Raw genomic sequence first — 15,506 nt, 5'->3', positions numbered from 1 at the left:
GCGCGCGGGAGGCCGGACGACCATGAGAATGGTGCGGACAGTCCCCACGAAAGTTCAGAAGAAGGAACCCCCACATGGATCTCGGCGTGCGCTGGAAGCTGCACGGTGACGGGCGGACGCCCGCACCGGGAGCGGTCGTCCGCCCCGACGAACGACTCTCCTGGCCCCGGACGGCGGGGCTCGGCGCCCAGCACGTGGTCGCGATGTTCGGGGCGAGCTTCGTGGCCCCGGTGCTGATGGGGCTCGACCCCAACCTGGCGATCATGATGTCCGGCGTCTCGACCGTGATCTTCCTGCTGGCCACCCGCGGCCGGATCCCCAGCTACCTCGGCTGCTCGCTGTCCTTCGTCGGGGTCGCCGCGGTGATCCGGGCCCAGGGCGGCACCAGCGCGACGGTGACCGGCGCGGTGCTCGTGGTCGGCGCGGCGCTGTTCCTGGTGGGCCTGGCGGTCCAGTACTTCGGGGCGCGGATCATCCACGCGGCGATGCCCCCGATCGTCACCGGCGCCGTCGTCATGCTGATCGGCTTCAACCTGGCCCCGGTGACCGCCTCGACGTACTGGCCGCAGGACCAGTGGACGGCGCTGCTGGTGATGCTGTTCACCGGGCTCGCGGTGGTGTGCCTGCGCGGGTTCTGGTCGCGGGTGGCGATCTTCCTGGGCCTGCTCTTCGGCTACGGGATCTCCTTCCTGTTCGACCGGGTCTTCGGCAAGATCCACTCGGTGGACGGCGGCGGGCACCTGACCGACCACTGGCGCCTGGACCTGTCCGGCGTCGGCAAGGCGGACTGGATCGGCCTGCCCGCCTTCCACGGCCCGTCCTTCCAGTGGTCCGCGATCCTGGTCGCACTGCCCGTGGTGATCGCGCTGGTCGCGGAGAACGCCGGCCACGTCAAGGCCGTCGGCGAGATGACCGGGGCGAACCTGGACGACAAGCTGGGCACCGCGATCTCGGCGGACGGCGTCGGCTCGATGCTCTCCACCGCACTCGGCGGCCCGCCCAACACCACCTACTCCGAGAACATCGGCGTCATGGCCGCCACCCGGGTCTACTCCACCGCCGCCTACTGGGCCGCGGCCGGCTTCGCCCTGCTGTTCGGCATCTGCCCGAAGTTCGGCGCCGTCGTGGCGGCGATCCCCGGCGGGGTGCTCGGCGGCATCACCGTCATCCTGTACGGAATGATCGGCCTGCTCGGCGCGCAGATCTGGATCAAGTCCGGGGTCGACCTGCGCAACCCGCTGAACCTGGTGCCGGCCGCCGCGGGCATCATCATCGGCATCGGCAACGTGACGCTGAAGTTCACCGACACCTTCAGCCTCAGCGGCATCGCCCTGGGCACGCTGGTGGTCATCACCGGCTACCACACGCTGCGCGCACTGGCTCCCGAGCACCTCAAGACCCAGGAACCGCTGCTGGACGAGGGCACCTCCTCCTACGACGAGCCGTCGGCCGGCGAAGGGGAGCGGCCCGCCCCGTAGCCGGGGGCCGGGGGCCGGAACAGGCGGATTTGACCCGGACATGACCGAGGGGTACTTCCGCCGGTCGTTCCGCCTGGCCAGACGGACCGTCGGGTGGTCGAATCGCTCCCAGCGATCCGACCACCCGATTCTCGCTTGGGAGCGGCATGTCTCTCCTCCCCCACCACCGCAGGCTCGCCCTCGTGGCCCTGGCCCTCGCCCTGTCCTCGGTCTCCTGCACGTCGGCCACCGCCAGCACCAACACCGGCGCCCCCGCCGCCTCCCCGGCGGAGGCCGGCACGGTGCTGTGGACCCCCAACACCCAGACCGGCCCGTCCTCCTTCCTCGGCGTCCAGTGCGCCGCGCCGAGCACCTTCGGAGTCGTCGACGACCCGGTGAAGGGGCAGGTATGGAAGGCCTTCCAGGCCGCGAACCAGGAGCGTTGTGAGACGGTCGGGCCCAACCTGACGGAGGGCGACACGTTCTACCTGGGCTGGTCGTCCAAGGTGGAGATCGGCGACGACGCGGACCGCTACGTGTTCCAGCTCAAGTGCTCGCCGAGCACCGACACGGCGAACCACCCGATCGAGATCGACATCACCAACGCCCGGGTGCGGCTCCAGGAATGGGACACCGACCACGTGGCACACGCGCTGTGGACGGCGCCGGTGAAGAACGGCGAGTGGCACAAGTACGCGCTGAAGATCCACCTGGGGCGCAGCGACGGGACGATCGACTTCTGGTTCGACGGCGAGAAGCAGACGTTCAACACCGGTTCGGACACCTTCGAGGGCACCACCTGGGACGGCGACCGGAACTATCTGAAGTGGGGCTCCTACCACCAGAACCCGGGCGACGCGACCAACACGTTCACCAGCCCGGTGATGGCGACCACCCTGGAGACGGCCACCGCCGGCTCGTAGAGGGTGAAGACAGCAATAGGCCCGGACCGCAGTGGCTGCGGTCCGGGCCTATTGGTGTCCTCAGACGTCGCCGAACTCCCCGCCGCGGACGGCCGCGACGAACGACTTCCAGGCCTCGGAGGGGAAGACGAGAGCCGGGCCCTGGGGATCCTTAGAGTCACGAACCCTGCCCGGAGACGCGTCATCGACCTCGATGCAGCCGCCCCCACCATTGCTGTAGCTACTCTTGCGCCACTTGGCGCCCGTTGGGTCATGCATGGTCCAGTTCCTTCCACGCCTCCCGGATCCTGGCCAAGGTGTCCGGCTGGCTGAGCGCGTTGACCTGGAGTCGATCGTATCTTTCGACCCATCGAGCCACTGTCCCGGCATCTCGTTCGAGATAGCCCCGTTGAAGCGTCTCCGTGTACCCGACCAGAGACCGATTCGGAAGGGTCAAGAGCGTGACGGGATGCGACAACGGCCGATCCTCAGCAAGGCGGTACGGGGCAACCTGGATGATGACGTTGGGGCGCTCGGCAAGACTCTCCAGATGACGGAGCTGCATGGCCATGATCTCCCGACCGCCGATCGGCCGGCACAGAGCCCCCTCATCCAGAACGACATGGACCGTTGTGCCTCTGTCGAGCATACGTTGACGTTGAACCAACAAACTGAGCCGTCCGTCAGCCTGTTCCCGAGTCGCTTCCCCACGTCGGACAATGCCGGCTTCGTAGGCCGCGCTGTAGTCCGGGTGTTGAAGTATGCCTGACACCATGTCCGTGTCGAACAACCTGGCCGCAATCGCTTCACGCTCTCGGCGAAGGTACTCGGAGAACCCGGGCAACAAGGCGCCGTTCTTCCAGCTCCACCACAACCCCGTCAGCGCGCCGCCAGCATCGAGAGCATCGTCTACCCGCTCTACGAACTTTAAAGACGGCGCTTGTTTCGCTCGCTCCACGTTCGAGATGTAGACGTTGGAGTATCCAACTCGCTTGCCGAGCTCGATCTGAGTCATGCCTTTGGCCCGGCGTGACCTGCCGATTTGAACAGCCAGCGCGTCCAGTGGAGATGATGTTGGATCAAGTGTGCGACGAGCCAAGGTTGTCCTCTTTTAAAACTGACCGGACTAGAGATTTGAAACCCTTCCGATCGTAGAGGCCCACACGGGAGCATGGCTACACCTGGTAATCCACCAGACGCACAGCGCAACCTGCGGAGACCCCATGCCCGACGCGCAGACCCCCCTCCTCCCCTTCCAACTCCACGAAGTCGTCCGTGACTTCGGCCACCTGGAGGACGGGAAACCCCGCGAAGGTGTCTTCGTCGAGCTGATGCTCGGGAAGGTGGTACTCCGGCCGCTCGGGGAGACCGGGCCCGAGTGGCGGGCCGACCCGGCCCTCCTCCGACCCCTCTCCCCCAGGGAGACCGCGCCCGGCACCTGCGGGCAGCCGCGTCGGCGGCCGCTGTGACCGACCGTCCCCACTCCCCCACCCCAGGAGCAGAGTTGAGCAGGACCCGCCTCATGGCCCGTCCCCCCGCCCGCCGTTCGGGCCATCAAGCCCTCGTCCTGCGCCAGGACCCCGACCGGGCGGACGACTTCGCCGTCCTCCTGGTCGACCCCGCCTACCGGGAGGGCCTGACCCTGCCCGGCGGCAGCGCCGAGCAGGACGAACTCCCCCACCTCGCCGCGCGGCGCCACCTCGAAACGGAGACCGGGCTCGTGCTCGCCCTGCGCACGATCCTCACCGTCGACTACGTCCCCGCCGCCGAGTTCCCCGAGGGCGTCAACTTCGTCTACGCGGGCGGCCTGCTCACCCACCGCCAGGCCGACGCCGTCGACCGCCACCAGCCTCCGCCGGACATCCGAGGCCTCCACTGGATCCCCCGGTCCGGACTGCGCGAGGTCATGGCGGAGGACCAGTACCACCGCGCCGAGGACGCCTGGGACGCCTGGGAGCACGGCGCCGGCCTCCCGCTCCTCATCCGGGGCGTCCCGGTGCCGATCGGCTGACAACCCGACCGCCGGGCGGCGACAGCACCCTCACCAAGGTTTTCCGCCGCGTTCCCCGGCCCTCGGCACGGGAGTCACGCCACCCCTTCATGAGCCCCAACTTCCCTACCAAATACGGAGGTTGGCGTAATTTACGCCCCTCCCCAGGACCTCGGTTGACCGCCCGCACCGCCCGGCGATTGGCTCTCCCCGGTGCCCGCCGTCCGGAAGCGGCGGGCGGTCGTCCCGGGGAGGACACTCCGTCATGCATCCCGTCAAACGCCGCTTCGCCGGCCCCGCCACCGCCCTCGCGGCCGCCCTCGCGCTGGCCCTGACCGCCGCCCCCGCGCAGGCCCAAGCCGGCCAGGACGCGCGCCGTTTCGAGACCGTCCCGGTCAGCTTCGCGCCGGGCGGCGCCGAGGCGAACAGCCAGTCCCAGTCGGGGGCCGTCAGCGCCGATGGCCGCTTCGCGGTGTTCACGTCTCCGGCGACCAACCTGGTCGCCCAGCCGTCGAAGGGGGGCTACGACGCGTTCCTGCGGGACCTCCGCGACGGCCGCACCGAGCGCGTCGACCTCGCCGACGACGGCTCCGCGCTCGACGGCGTCACCGTCGGCGTGGCGGTCAGCGCCGACGGCCGCTACGTCGCCTTCGACAGCACCGCCGCGAACGTCGTCCCCGGCGGCCCGGCCCCGGGCCGGGCGAACATCTACGTCCGCGACCGCCTGACCGGGCACACCCGGCTGGTCAGCGCCCCGCAGGGCACCCCCGACCCCGTCACCAGCCACAGCACCTCGGCGCCGTCCATGAGCGCCGACGGCCGCTACGTCGCCTACATCTCCAACCGCACCGACCTCGTCGCACCCGCCACGCCCGCCGCCAACGACACCAACAGCGGCGAGCAGCTCAGCCGCCCGAACTTCGACTCGAACATCTACCTCACCGACCTGTGGACCCACACCACCCGGGTGGTGTCCGCCACCTTCGAGGGCACCGCCTCCCAGGGCCAGTCCGTCAACCCGACGATCAGCGCGGACGGCCGCACCGTCGGCTTCAGCTCCGACGCCAACGACCTGGGCGTCACCTACACCCCCGGGCAGCGGGCAGAGGCGGCCCCGCCGCTGCCCGGCGGGAAGATGCGCGCGGGCACCTACTACACCTACGACGTGCGCTCCGGCACCATCGTCCCGGTCAGCTACGACCTCACCGGGCACGTCACCTTCGACGCGAGCCTGGACGCGACGCTCAGCCCGAGCGGGCGCTACGCGGTCTACGAGTTGACGGTGCCCGTCGGCGCCCCCGGCAGTAACCAGTACCAGGACCAGATCTTCGCCCGGGACCTGCACAAGGGCACCCTGCTCCCGCTCACGGCCGGTCTGCCCGGCACGGTCTCCACCGCCACCTCCGGCGAGCCCCAGGTGACCGGCGACGACCACTGGGTGTACTTCGACTCCTCCGCCGCCAACCTGGTGCCCGGCGCCCAGCACGACCACTGGGACGTGTACCGCTACGACCTGCACACCGGCCGGATCGAGCGGATCACCGACGCCGCGGACGGCTCGCCCGGCAACGGCGACTCCATGACCCCGCACGTGGACGCGCACGGCCGCACCGCCTTGTTCGAGTCCTCCAGCCGCAACCTGGTGGCGGGCCGGAGCGGCCCGCCCGAGCCGGCGGACTACCAGGTCTTCGCCAGGGTCCCGGCGCACTGACCCCTGCTCTGCCCGCGCCCGGTCCGCACCCCCGGGTTCTGGACTTGTGGGTCCATTTTCGACTGCCTAGCGTGCTGGACGTTCCCTCCGAACGAACCCCGCCCGTACAGCAGGAAGGTGGCACCCCCATGCACGCGATCCGGATCGAGGAGCACGGCGGCCCCGAGGTCATGCGCTGGACCGAACTGCCCGACCCCGTCCCCGGCCCCGGCGAGGCACTGGTGCGGCTCGGCGCGGCCGGCGTCAACTACATGGACGTCGGCGCCCGTTCGCAGGGCGGCGGCGGCTGGGCGGCGCCCACCGTGCTCGGCGCCGAGGGCATGGGGTACGTCACCGCCCTCGGCGCGGGGGTGACCGGTCTGGCCGTCGGCGACCGGGTCGCCTGGTTCTACCACCCCGGCAGCTACGCCGAGTTGCTGGCGATCCCGGCCGACGAGCTGGTGCCGGTCCCGGACGGCGTGGACGACGAGACGGCCGGCGCCGTGCTGATGCAGGGTCTGACCGCCAACCACCTGAGCACCGAGACCTACCCGGTCGGCCCGGGTGACACCGCCGTGGTGCACGCCGCGGCCGGCGGGGTGGGCCTGCTGCTCACCCAGCTGGTCAAGGCCCGCGGCGGCAGCGTGATCGGCCTGGTCTCCCGCGAGGAGAAGGCCGCCGCCGCGAAGGAGGCCGGCGCCGACCACGTGCTGATCCACTCCGGCCCCGGATTCGAGGAGCGGGTAAGGGAGTTGACCGGCGGCCACGGGGCCGACGTCGTCTACGACGGCGGCGGCGCGGAGACCTTCGCCTCCTCCCAGCTGGCCCTGCGCCCGCACGGCGTGCACGCCTACTACGGCCCGTTCATGGGCGTGCCGACGCTGCGGCCCATCGACCTGCCCAACAGCATCCTGCTGACCTACCCGGTGGTGCACCACCACGTCCCCACCCGCGAGGCCCTGCTGCGGCGCGGCGCGGAGGTGTTCGACCTGGTCCGGTCCGGGCGGCTGACCCAGCGGATCACCGGCCGCTACCCGCTGGCCGAGGCCGCCCGGGCGCACGCCGACCTGGAGTCCCGCCGCACCACCGGCAAGCTGCTCCTCCTTCCCTGAGCCCTCGGGCCCCAGCGAGGCACACCCCTCCCGAACGACCCCTCACGACAACAGGAAGGCGGAATCCGACATGCACGCGATCCGGATCGAGGAGCACGGCGGCCCCGAGGTCATGCGCTGGACCGAACTGCCCGACCCCGTCCCCGGCCCCGGCGAGGCCGTGGTGCGGGTGGCGGCGGCCGGGGTGAACTTCCTGGACATCGGCGCCCGCGCGCGGGGCGGGTTCGGCTGGGCGGCGCCCACGGTCCTGGGCGTCGAGGGCGCCGGCCGGGTCACCGCCCTCGGCGCGGGGGTGACGGGCCTGGCGGTGGGCGACCGGGTGGCCTGGTTCTACCACCAGGGCAGCTACACCGAGTTGCTGGCGATCCCGGCCGAGAAGCTGGTGCCGGTCCCCGACGGGATCGACGACGGGACGGCGGCCGCCGTGCTGCTCCAGGGGCTGACCGCCAGTCATCTGAGCATCGAGACCTACCCGGTCGGCCCGGGTGACACCGCCGTGGTGCACGCCGCGGCCGGCGGGGTGGGCCTGCTGCTCACCCAGTTCGTCAAGGCCCGCGGCGGCAGCGTGATCGGCCTGGTCTCGCGCGAGGAGAAGGCCGCCGCCGCGAAGGAGGCCGGCGCCGACCACGTCCTGGTCCACTCCGGGCCCGGATTCGAGGAGCGGGTACGGGAGTTGACCGGCGGCCGCGGGGCCGACGTCGTCTACGACGGCAGTGGTTCCGAGACCTTCGCCTCCTCCCAGCTGGCCCTGCGCCCGCACGGCGTGCACGCCTACTACGGCCCCGTCCTCGGGGTCCCGACGCTGCGGCCCACCGACCTGCCCAACAGCATCCTGCTGACCTTCCCGCTGGTGCACCACCACGTCCCCACCCGCGAGGCCCTGCTGCGGCGCACCGGCGAGCTGTTCGACCTGATCCTGGCCGGGCGGCTGACCCCGCGGATCACCGGCCGCTACCCGCTCGCCGAGGCCGCCCGGGCGCACGCCGACCTGGAGTCCCGCCGCAGCACCGGCAAACTGCTCCTCCTGCCGTGACCGGAGCCGCTCAGGCCTCGGCGTGGACGGCGTAGCCGCGCAGGAGTGCGGTCAGGATGCCGGTGAGGCGGGGTTCGACGTCGACGACGGCGTGGGCGAGCTCGGGGGTGGACTGGTAGAAGCGGCGCAGCTCGGTGCCGGGCGCGGCCATCTGCCACAGGGCGCCGGCCATGGCGGTGGCGGTGGCGACGGTGTCGCCGCCCTGGTGGGGGGTGAGCGGGAGGGCCTCGCCCAGGGCGGCGGCGACGGCGGCGACCTCGGCCACGGCGATGACCTTGAAGGCGCGGACGGCGTCGAAGGAGACGCCGCGTTCGAGGTTGAGGGGGGTGTGGGCGAGCAGGTCGCAGAAGAGCGGGCGGGCGGCCAGGGTCCCGGCGAGGACGCCGGCGGCCGCGGCGAACCGGCCTTCCGGGTCGTCCGCGCTCTCCTCCGTCAGTCGGCCGAGCCGTTCGCGGGCCTCCCGGGACCACTCCTGCCAGCCGCTGGCGGCCAGTCGCAGGAAGATCTCCTCCCGCGTCTCGAAGTAGCGCAGCATCGCCGATTTGTGCATGCCGACGGCGGCGGCGATGTCGGTGAGGGTCACCGCGCGGACGCCGTGCTCGGTGGCCAGGCGGGCGGCGGCCTCAAGGATCGCGGTCTCGCGGATGCGCTTGGCCTCGGCACTGCGGGCGCGTTCGAACTTCGGCTGGGTCACCGGCCCATTCTAGCGCAACCGCGTTGCATTATTATCACAACAGTGTTTCGCCGGAAGCATGCCAGAAGCACTCCGAAGTACGCCGCCGACCCGCCGCACGGACACCGGGTAGCGTCGGCGGACACCGTCAGCCGTACCGGGGAGGGACTCATGACGCTGACCCGCAAGGGCGCCGCGACCAGGCTGCGCATCGTCGAGGGCACGGCCGGGCAGATCCGCGACGAGGGCGTCTTCGCGCTGCGGCTGGAGGACGTCATGGCCCGCACCGCGACCAGCAAGAGCCAGCTGTTCCACTACTTCCCCGGCGGCAAGGACGAGTTGCTGCTGGCCGTGGCCCAGCACGAGGCGGACCGGATCCTCGCCGACCAGCAGCCCGAGCTGGGCTCGCTGACCTCCTGGGAGGCCTGGCGGCAGTGGCGCGACACGGTCGTCGCCCGCTACCGCGCCCAGGGTGTGCACTGCCCGCTGCAGACGGCGCTGTCCCAGCTGAGCCCGGCCACCGACGCGGCGCGGACGGTGGCGGTCCGGCTGATGGAGCGGTGGCAGGAGCAGCTCGCCGCGGGCGTCCGCCATCTGCAGGCCACCGGCCTGACCGCCCCGGAGCTGGACGCCGACCGGGAGGCCGCGGCGCTGCTGGCCGGCATCCAGGGCGGTGTGATGATCCTGCTGGTCACGGGCTCCACCGCCCATCTGGAGGCCGCCCTGGACCTGGGCATCGCCCGGCTGCGCGAGGCCCGCCCCACCTCCTGAACCCGCCGCCCGCCTCCTGAACCCGCCGCCCGGCTCCTGACCCGGCGCCCCGGACCGGGGCCGGCGGTCCGGACCGGCACGCCGAAACGTGGCGGGACACACACCCGAAAGCCCCGAACGTGACCAGGGTCACCCCCGGCGGCCCCGCGCGGCGGCGAACGGCGGCCCGGCCCGTGAGAACTGGGAAGGGCGCCGACGGGCACGGGCCGAGGTCCTGTCCGCTTCGGGACCTTGGTCATGAATCCGGCCGACCTTCGACCCGGTGGTCACCACGCCGGACCCGGGCAACCGTGGACGGTCGCCCGGTGTGACCGGGCGATGGCGCCGCTCAGCGTGGGCGGCGTCGTTCCCTGCCGTCTACCCGGCGCACGGCACGCGTGAAGAGCGCGAGGCCGTACGCTCCGGAGGACCCCGAAGCCCATGTCCCAAACGATCGACAACGCCCCGTATACCGCCTTCCACCGCCGGCTGGCGCTCGCCTGTTCCGGCGGCCCGCTGCTCGACGGCTACATCCTGAGCATCGTCGGCGTCGCCCTGATCGGGATGCGCCCCGACCTCGGCCTGTCCACCGCGGAGGTCAGCCTGATCGGCGCCGCCGCCCTGGTGGGCATGTTCGTCGGCGGCGCCCTGTTCGGCGTGCTGACCGACAAGATCGGCCGGGAGGTGATGTACACCGCCGACCTGCTGGTGATGGTCGCCTGCTCGGTGCTCTCGTTCTGGGTCGACTCGGTGTGGGCGATCACCGTGCTGCGCTTCGTGCTCGGCATGGCCGTCGCCGCCGACTACCCGATCGCCACCTCCCTGCTCGCCGAGTGGCTGCCCACCAAGCACCGTGGGCGGCTGCTCGGTCAGCAGATCGTCGCCTGGTACGCCGGCTCGGTGCTCGCCTACATCGTGGGCTACCTGTTCCTGGAGCTGGCCGGACCGGGCAGCTGGCGGTGGATGCTGGCCAGTTCGACGGTGCTGTGCGTGGTGTTCCTGGTGATCCGCCGCGGCTCCCCGGAGTCGCCGCGCTGGCTGGCCGCCAACGGGCGGGTCGGCGACGCGGTGCGCGTGGTGGAGAAGCACCTCGGGGTGCGGGTCGACGGCCGCGAGCTGATGCCCGACCCGGCCGCACGCGCCCGCAGCGCGGGCGGGCTGCGCCTGCTGATGACCCCGCCCTACCGGCGCCGCACCCTGTTCTGCGGCCTGTTCTTCCTCTGCCAGGTCGGCCCGCTGTTCGCGATGCTCACCTTCGGCCCGCAGATCCTCTCCTCCTTCGGCATGCCCGGCGGCACCGTGATGGAGACCCTGGGCACCGGCCTGATCAGCCTGGTCTTCCTGCTCGGCTGCTACCCGGCGCTGCGCCTGATCGACACCAAGGGCCGGCGGCCCGTCATCATCTGGTCCTTCGCGCTGATGACCGTCCCGCTGGCACTGCTGGGCGTGTGGCCCACCGCCCCGGCCGCGATCGCGCTGACCGCGCTGTGCGCGTACGCCTTCCTGTGCGGCGGGCCGAACGTGCTCGACTGGACCTACCCCAACGAGCTGTTCCCCACCGAGATCCGGGCCACCGCCGTGGGGGTGGCCACCTCGGTCAGCCGGATCGGCGCGGCCATCGGCACCTACCTGCTGCCGCTGTCCCTGACCGGCCTGGGCACCGGGCCGACCATGCTGATCGCCGCCGGTGTGACGGCGCTGGGCCTGCTGGTGTGCGTGCTGTGGGCGGAGGAGACCCGCGGCACCGCGCTGGGCGCCGCCCCGGCCGCGGCGCCCGGTACGGCCAAGGCGCCGGGCGTCCCGGCACAGCGCGTCCCGCAGACGGTGCGCTGACGACCGGTACCTGAGCAGCGGCGCCGTCCGGGGTGTGTCCCCGGGCGGCGCCGCTCTCGGTTCACCAACCGCCGGCGCCTTGGCCCGGGACGGCGTTCAGGCGCTCCAGGACCCGGTTGTAGACGCCCCACTCGAAATCCAGGCGGAACGGGTGGGGCGGGAGGGGGTCGTCGCGTTCGACGCCCGGGGGCAGTCCGCCGGTGACGGGCCTGAGCAGGCGCTCGGCGTGCCGGGCCAGGTACGTCCAGAAGTCGACGGCCAGTGGTACCACCGCCACGCCCGGGGGTGTGGGCCAGCGTTCGCCGGTCCGGAGGTGGTACGGGACCACGGCGATGTCCGGCAGGGGGTCGGACAGTGGCAGGCCGGGTCCGGCCAGGGCCGCGTGCCGGGCCGGGCCCACCGCCGGGGGCGCGTGCCGGTCGAGGAGTGCGCGGAAGGCCTCGGCCAGTGGGGTGCTCGCGAAGGTGACGGGCGCGCCCTGCGCGGCGTGGACCAGGTGGGCCAGCGCCGCGGAGACCTCCATCTCCCAGCGGATGTCCCACCTGCCGTCCGCCCCCAACGGCGCGGTGGCGCACCACCATTGGGTGATCGTGGCCCAGTCCTCGACCGGGCGGTCCGGGCCCGCCGGGACGGGGCGCACGGCGGCGGGCACCAGCCAGGTGGCCTGCCACACGGAGCAGGCGTCGACCCTGGTGGCCACCTTCCGGCCGCAGCCGGCGCAGGTGACGTTCGGGCCGTAGCGGCCGTCGATGCCGCAGCAGGCGCCGGGTTCACGCCGCTGGACCAGGTCGGTGCCGTGGGCGTCGCCGGGGGCGATCACGATCGAGCGCGCCCGCCCGTCGGGGTCCTCGTCGAGGCCGTAGGTGCCCGACGCCATCAGGACGGGCATGGCCACGCCGTTGCCGTACGGGATGCCGGCGTAGAGCGGGAACGCGACCCGCGACAGCGGCGCGGTGAGGGCCGTGCCGCACCCCCTGCACTCGAAGACCTCCACGCCCGCCCGTTCCCCCGTCATCAGCACCGCCGACCGGCGAGTATCGCCGTCCGCGCGGGCCGCGGCCAACGGGTTTTCCGGGCCGGGCCGCCCCCGGCCCGCCCCGCCCGCCCGGGGCTGCCGGGCGGTGTTGTCAAGTCCGTACCGGGACCGGCTGATCGGCAGTAGCCTCGGGCCCTCTGCGACAACGGCCCTGGCGGGCGAACGGGAGGCGGCGGTGGCCGAGGGGAAGGCCGGGAGCAGCGGCGGAGCCGGGCGGGACGGGGAGCCACTGCACGAACGCGAGGCCGAACTCCGTTCCGCGGCAAGGGCGGTCGGGGCGCTCACCCGGCCCGCCGGCACCGGCGTGGGGGAACTGCTGCTGTACACCGGCGCGGCCGGGCTGGGCAAGACCGCGATGCTGACCGAGGTGCGGCGGGCGGCGAAGCGCGCGGGCTGCACGGTGCTGTTCGCCCGGGGCGGGCAGCGGCAGTGCCACGAATCGTTCCACGTGGTGCGCCAGTTGGTGCGGCCGGTGCTGTCGGCGCTGTCCGACGACGAGCGGGCGAGGGTCTTCGGGCCGTGGGCGGACGTCGTCGGCCCCGCGGCGGGCCTGCTGCCGCCCGGCGGGCAGCTGGACCCGCAAGGGGTGCGCGACGGGCTGGACTTCGTCCTCACCCGTCTCGTGCAGCTGCGTTCGCCGCTGGCCGTGCTGGTCGACGACCTGCACTGGGCCGACCCGGAGTCGCTCGGCTGGCTGGCCGGCTTCGCGGTGCGCGCCCGGGAGCTGCCGGCCCTGCTGGTGCTCGCCTGCCGCGACGAGTTCCCCGACGACGCGCTGGCCCTGCAGCGCGGCCTCGCGGAGCGGGCCGACCGCCGGCACGAACTGCGCCCGCTCCAGCCCGACTCGGTCGCGCACCTGGTCCGCGCGGCGCTGGGCGCGCAGGCCGAGGACGCCTTCTGCCGTCACGTCTGGGCGGTCACCGCCGGGAACCCGTACGAGACCGCCGCCCTGCTGCGCGAGGTGGCCGACCAGCGGCTCGACCCGGTCGAGGAGAGCACCGGCCTGCTGCGCGAGATCGCCGCCACCGCCCGGGGGATGACGCTGCGGCACTGGCTGGACCGGCTCGGGCCCACCACGCTGCGCTTCGCCTGGGCGGCGTCGGTGCTGGACACCGACATCCGCCCCGAACTCGCCGCCGTCATCTGCGCGCAGGGACCGGAGGCCGCCGCCCAGTCGGTCCGGGAACTGCGCCGGCACCGGGTGCTGACCGGCACCCCGGCGGGCCGGCTGGAGTTCGTCCACCCGCTGGTCGCCACCTCGGTCTACCAGTCGATGCCGCCCGCCACCCGCACCGGGATGCACGGAGTGGCCGCCGTGGAGATCGAGAACGCCGGCCTCGGCCTGCTCGCGGCCTCCCGGCACCTGCTGGAGATCCTGCCCGAAGGGGACGGCCGCATCGTCGCCAAGCTGCGCCTGGCGGCCCGCGAACACCTGGCCATCGGCGCACCCGAGGCGGCGCAGCGCTGCCTGCGCCGGGCCATCAGCGAACCGCCCGCCGACGAGGACCGGGCCTCGTTGCTCTACGAGCTCGGCTGCTCGGCCCTGCTCACCGACCCGGCGACCACGGTCAACCAGCTGCGCCTGGCGCTCGCCGACCCGTACGGGCTGGGTCCCGGGCTGCGGGTGGACGCGACCTTCCGGCTCGCCCAGGCCCTCGCCCACAGCAACCGGCTGGGCGAGGCCGCCGCGCTGTGCGCCGAGGAGGCCGCGCTCACCGGGCCCGGTCCGGGGCGGCTGCGGCTGGAGGTCGCCCACTTCATGTTCGCCACGTTCCAGTCCGAGGACGCGGACGGCCCGGGCCGCTCCCGGCGGCTCGCGGAGTTCCACCGGATGCTGGACACCGTGGGGCTGGCCTTCACCGACGTCGACGCGGACGCGGGGGTCCCGGGCGGGGCCGTGTTCGAACACGACGGCCTGGCCCACGCGGTGGCCGTGCTGCGCTGCTGGGACCTCACGCTGCGCGGCGCCGACCACGCGTCGGCGCTCGCGCTGGCCGAGTCCGCGCTGCCGGACGGCCGGCTGCCCCGCAGCCTCGGCTGGACCAACACCACCTGGGGCTTCGAGCTGCCGGGGGTCCTGGGCCTCAGCTACCTCTACGCGGACCGTGTCGACCGGGCGGAGGAGTTGTTCACCGAGGCGGTGCGCGCCTACGAGGTCGCCGGGTGGAGCGGCGGCCACCTCGGCTTCGCCTACCTGCTGACCGGCATGCTGCGGTTCCGCTGCGGCGCGCTCGTCGAGGCGGAGGACTACCTGCGCCGCGCCCTGCGCAGCGCGGTGCGGATAGGCCCGGGCAATCCGCTGCACTGGGACGCGGTCGGGGCGCTGGCGGAGACCCTGGCCGCGCGCGGCCGGCTGGAGGAGGCCCTGGAACTCGCCCGCGAGCACGCCTTCGGCCCGCCGTTCCCGACGGTGATGGTGCTGCCCGACGCCCCCACGCTGTACGGCCGTCTGCTGCTGGCCCGGGGCGACGCGCCGGGCGCGGCGCAGGTGCTGACCGCCGCCGGTGCGGCCCTGGACGCGCGGGGGTGGCGCAACACGGTGTGGGCGCCGTGGCTGGGCCACCTGGCCCGCGCGGTGGCCGGCGAGCGCCCCGAGCGGGCCCGCGACCTCGCCGAGGAGGGGGTGCGCCGGGCCCGGGAATCCCGGACGGACTCGGGGGTCGGCAGCGCCTTGCGGCTGTGCGCCGCGGTGCACGGGCCTGCGCGCGCGGTCGGGCTGCTGACGGAGGCGGTCCAGTGCCTGGAGCGCTCACCGGCCCGCTATGAGCACGCCCTGGCCCTGGTCGATCTCGGCACGGCGCTGGAGCGCGCCCCGCGGGCGCGCGCCGTGCTCGCCGAGGGCTTGGAGCTGGCCGTGCGCTGCGGCGCCGACGGCCTGGCCGCCCGGGCCCGCGCCCTGCTGGACGGCGGCCTCGGCGGATAGCACACCGGCGAAATATACGGCTCTTGCAACTTAATCTGTGCGCAACTATTGTGGAGGTGCATAAAGGTCATCCGCAATCAGCTGCGCGCCGCCCGCCGCCGGACCCT

General features: G+C 73.0%; 14 protein-coding genes. 10 read left to right on the top strand and 4 right to left on the bottom strand.

What is annotated here, in order from left to right:
• Positions 1-74 precede the first annotated feature (74 nt).
• Positions 75-1,478, top strand: coding sequence for a solute carrier family 23 protein (locus tag ACIP4P_RS26850; protein WP_350513807.1), 1,404 nt, complete (start codon positions 75-77; stop codon positions 1,476-1,478).
• 146 nt (positions 1,479-1,624) lie between these two features.
• Positions 1,625-2,380 carry a heparin lyase I family protein gene (locus tag ACIP4P_RS26845; protein WP_400922582.1) on the top strand — a complete coding sequence of 252 codons (756 nt, stop codon included), beginning with the start codon at positions 1,625-1,627 and terminating at the stop codon, positions 2,378-2,380.
• 60 nt (positions 2,381-2,440) lie between these two features.
• Here ACIP4P_RS26845 and ACIP4P_RS26840 read toward each other — a convergent pair whose 3' ends face one another.
• A complete protein-coding gene (locus ACIP4P_RS26840) occupies positions 2,441-2,638 on the bottom strand; it encodes a DUF397 domain-containing protein (protein WP_400922580.1) in 198 nt (65 codons plus the stop codon).
• The gene (locus tag ACIP4P_RS26835) at positions 2,631-3,458 is read right to left on the bottom strand and encodes a helix-turn-helix transcriptional regulator (protein ID WP_400922578.1); all 828 of its coding nucleotides are present in this window, start codon (positions 3,456-3,458) and stop codon (positions 2,631-2,633) included. Before ACIP4P_RS26835 ends, ACIP4P_RS26840 begins: the two co-directional genes overlap by 8 nt.
• Positions 3,459-3,582: 124 nt before the next feature.
• Here ACIP4P_RS26835 and ACIP4P_RS26830 point away from each other — a divergent pair, with 124 nt between their 5' ends.
• The 5 genes from ACIP4P_RS26830 to ACIP4P_RS26810 all read left to right on the top strand — a co-directional run bounded on the left by ACIP4P_RS26830 (position 3,583) and on the right by ACIP4P_RS26810 (position 8,184).
• On the top strand, positions 3,583-3,828 hold the full coding sequence (locus ACIP4P_RS26830) for a hypothetical protein (protein WP_400922576.1): 246 nt from the start codon (positions 3,583-3,585) through the stop codon (positions 3,826-3,828).
• A gap of 53 nt (positions 3,829-3,881) precedes the next feature.
• On the top strand, positions 3,882-4,370 hold the full coding sequence (locus ACIP4P_RS26825) for an NUDIX domain-containing protein (protein WP_400922574.1): 489 nt from the start codon (positions 3,882-3,884) through the stop codon (positions 4,368-4,370).
• Between the two features lie 244 nt (positions 4,371-4,614).
• Positions 4,615-6,060 (top strand): TolB family protein, encoded by a 1,446-nt coding sequence (locus ACIP4P_RS26820; protein ID WP_400922572.1) that lies wholly within the window; start codon positions 4,615-4,617, stop codon positions 6,058-6,060.
• Between the two features lie 128 nt (positions 6,061-6,188).
• Positions 6,189-7,151, top strand: a complete 963-nt coding sequence (locus tag ACIP4P_RS26815; protein WP_400922570.1) for a quinone oxidoreductase family protein — start codon at positions 6,189-6,191, stop codon at positions 7,149-7,151.
• A 70-nt stretch (positions 7,152-7,221) separates the two neighbouring features.
• The gene (locus tag ACIP4P_RS26810) at positions 7,222-8,184 is read left to right on the top strand and encodes a quinone oxidoreductase (protein ID WP_350513822.1); all 963 of its coding nucleotides are present in this window, start codon (positions 7,222-7,224) and stop codon (positions 8,182-8,184) included.
• Between the two features lie 10 nt (positions 8,185-8,194).
• Here ACIP4P_RS26810 and ACIP4P_RS26805 read toward each other — a convergent pair whose 3' ends face one another.
• Entirely contained in the window at positions 8,195-8,878 is a 684-nt protein-coding gene (locus ACIP4P_RS26805) for a TetR family transcriptional regulator (protein ID WP_400922568.1), read from the bottom strand.
• A gap of 150 nt (positions 8,879-9,028) precedes the next feature.
• Between ACIP4P_RS26805 and ACIP4P_RS26800 the strand changes: the two genes are divergently transcribed.
• Entirely contained in the window at positions 9,029-9,628 is a 600-nt protein-coding gene (locus ACIP4P_RS26800; protein ID WP_400922566.1) for a TetR/AcrR family transcriptional regulator, read from the top strand.
• A gap of 420 nt (positions 9,629-10,048) precedes the next feature.
• Complete coding sequence (locus tag ACIP4P_RS26795) at positions 10,049-11,440, top strand: MFS transporter (RefSeq protein WP_400922564.1); 1,392 nt, start codon at positions 10,049-10,051, stop codon at positions 11,438-11,440.
• A gap of 61 nt (positions 11,441-11,501) precedes the next feature.
• Here ACIP4P_RS26795 and ACIP4P_RS26790 read toward each other — a convergent pair whose 3' ends face one another.
• Complete coding sequence (locus tag ACIP4P_RS26790) at positions 11,502-12,461, bottom strand: hypothetical protein (RefSeq protein WP_400922561.1); 960 nt, start codon at positions 12,459-12,461, stop codon at positions 11,502-11,504.
• 190 nt (positions 12,462-12,651) lie between these two features.
• Here ACIP4P_RS26790 and ACIP4P_RS26785 point away from each other — a divergent pair, with 190 nt between their 5' ends.
• Positions 12,652-15,399, top strand: a complete 2,748-nt coding sequence (locus tag ACIP4P_RS26785; protein ID WP_400922559.1) for an ATP-binding protein — start codon at positions 12,652-12,654, stop codon at positions 15,397-15,399.
• The last annotated feature ends 107 nt before the right edge of the window (positions 15,400-15,506 follow it).

This window comes from Kitasatospora sp. NPDC089509 (genome assembly GCF_044749365.1).
In the GTDB taxonomy this organism is placed as follows: domain Bacteria; phylum Actinomycetota; class Actinomycetes; order Streptomycetales; family Streptomycetaceae; genus Kitasatospora.
The sequence above is the reverse complement of the archived record's forward strand: the minus strand, read 5'-3'. Positions and strand labels throughout refer to the sequence as shown.

Excerpts from the sequence above, each read along its gene's own strand:
- ACIP4P_RS26825 (WP_400922574.1), top strand. The coding sequence starts at position 3,882 with ATGGCCCGTCCCCCCGCCCGCCGTTCGGGCCATCAAGCCCTCGTCCTG.
- ACIP4P_RS26850 (WP_350513807.1), top strand. The coding sequence starts at position 75 with ATGGATCTCGGCGTGCGCTGGAAGCTGCACGGTGACGGGCGGACGCCC.
- ACIP4P_RS26795 (WP_400922564.1), top strand. The coding sequence starts at position 10,049 with ATGTCCCAAACGATCGACAACGCCCCGTATACCGCCTTCCACCGCCGG.
- ACIP4P_RS26840 (WP_400922580.1), bottom strand. The coding sequence starts at position 2,638 with ATGCATGACCCAACGGGCGCCAAGTGGCGCAAGAGTAGCTACAGCAAT.
- ACIP4P_RS26810 (WP_350513822.1), top strand. The coding sequence starts at position 7,222 with ATGCACGCGATCCGGATCGAGGAGCACGGCGGCCCCGAGGTCATGCGC.
- ACIP4P_RS26820 (WP_400922572.1), top strand. The coding sequence starts at position 4,615 with ATGCATCCCGTCAAACGCCGCTTCGCCGGCCCCGCCACCGCCCTCGCG.
- ACIP4P_RS26830 (WP_400922576.1), top strand. The coding sequence starts at position 3,583 with ATGCCCGACGCGCAGACCCCCCTCCTCCCCTTCCAACTCCACGAAGTC.
- ACIP4P_RS26845 (WP_400922582.1), top strand. The coding sequence starts at position 1,625 with ATGTCTCTCCTCCCCCACCACCGCAGGCTCGCCCTCGTGGCCCTGGCC.
- ACIP4P_RS26815 (WP_400922570.1), top strand. The coding sequence starts at position 6,189 with ATGCACGCGATCCGGATCGAGGAGCACGGCGGCCCCGAGGTCATGCGC.
- ACIP4P_RS26800 (WP_400922566.1), top strand. The coding sequence starts at position 9,029 with ATGACGCTGACCCGCAAGGGCGCCGCGACCAGGCTGCGCATCGTCGAG.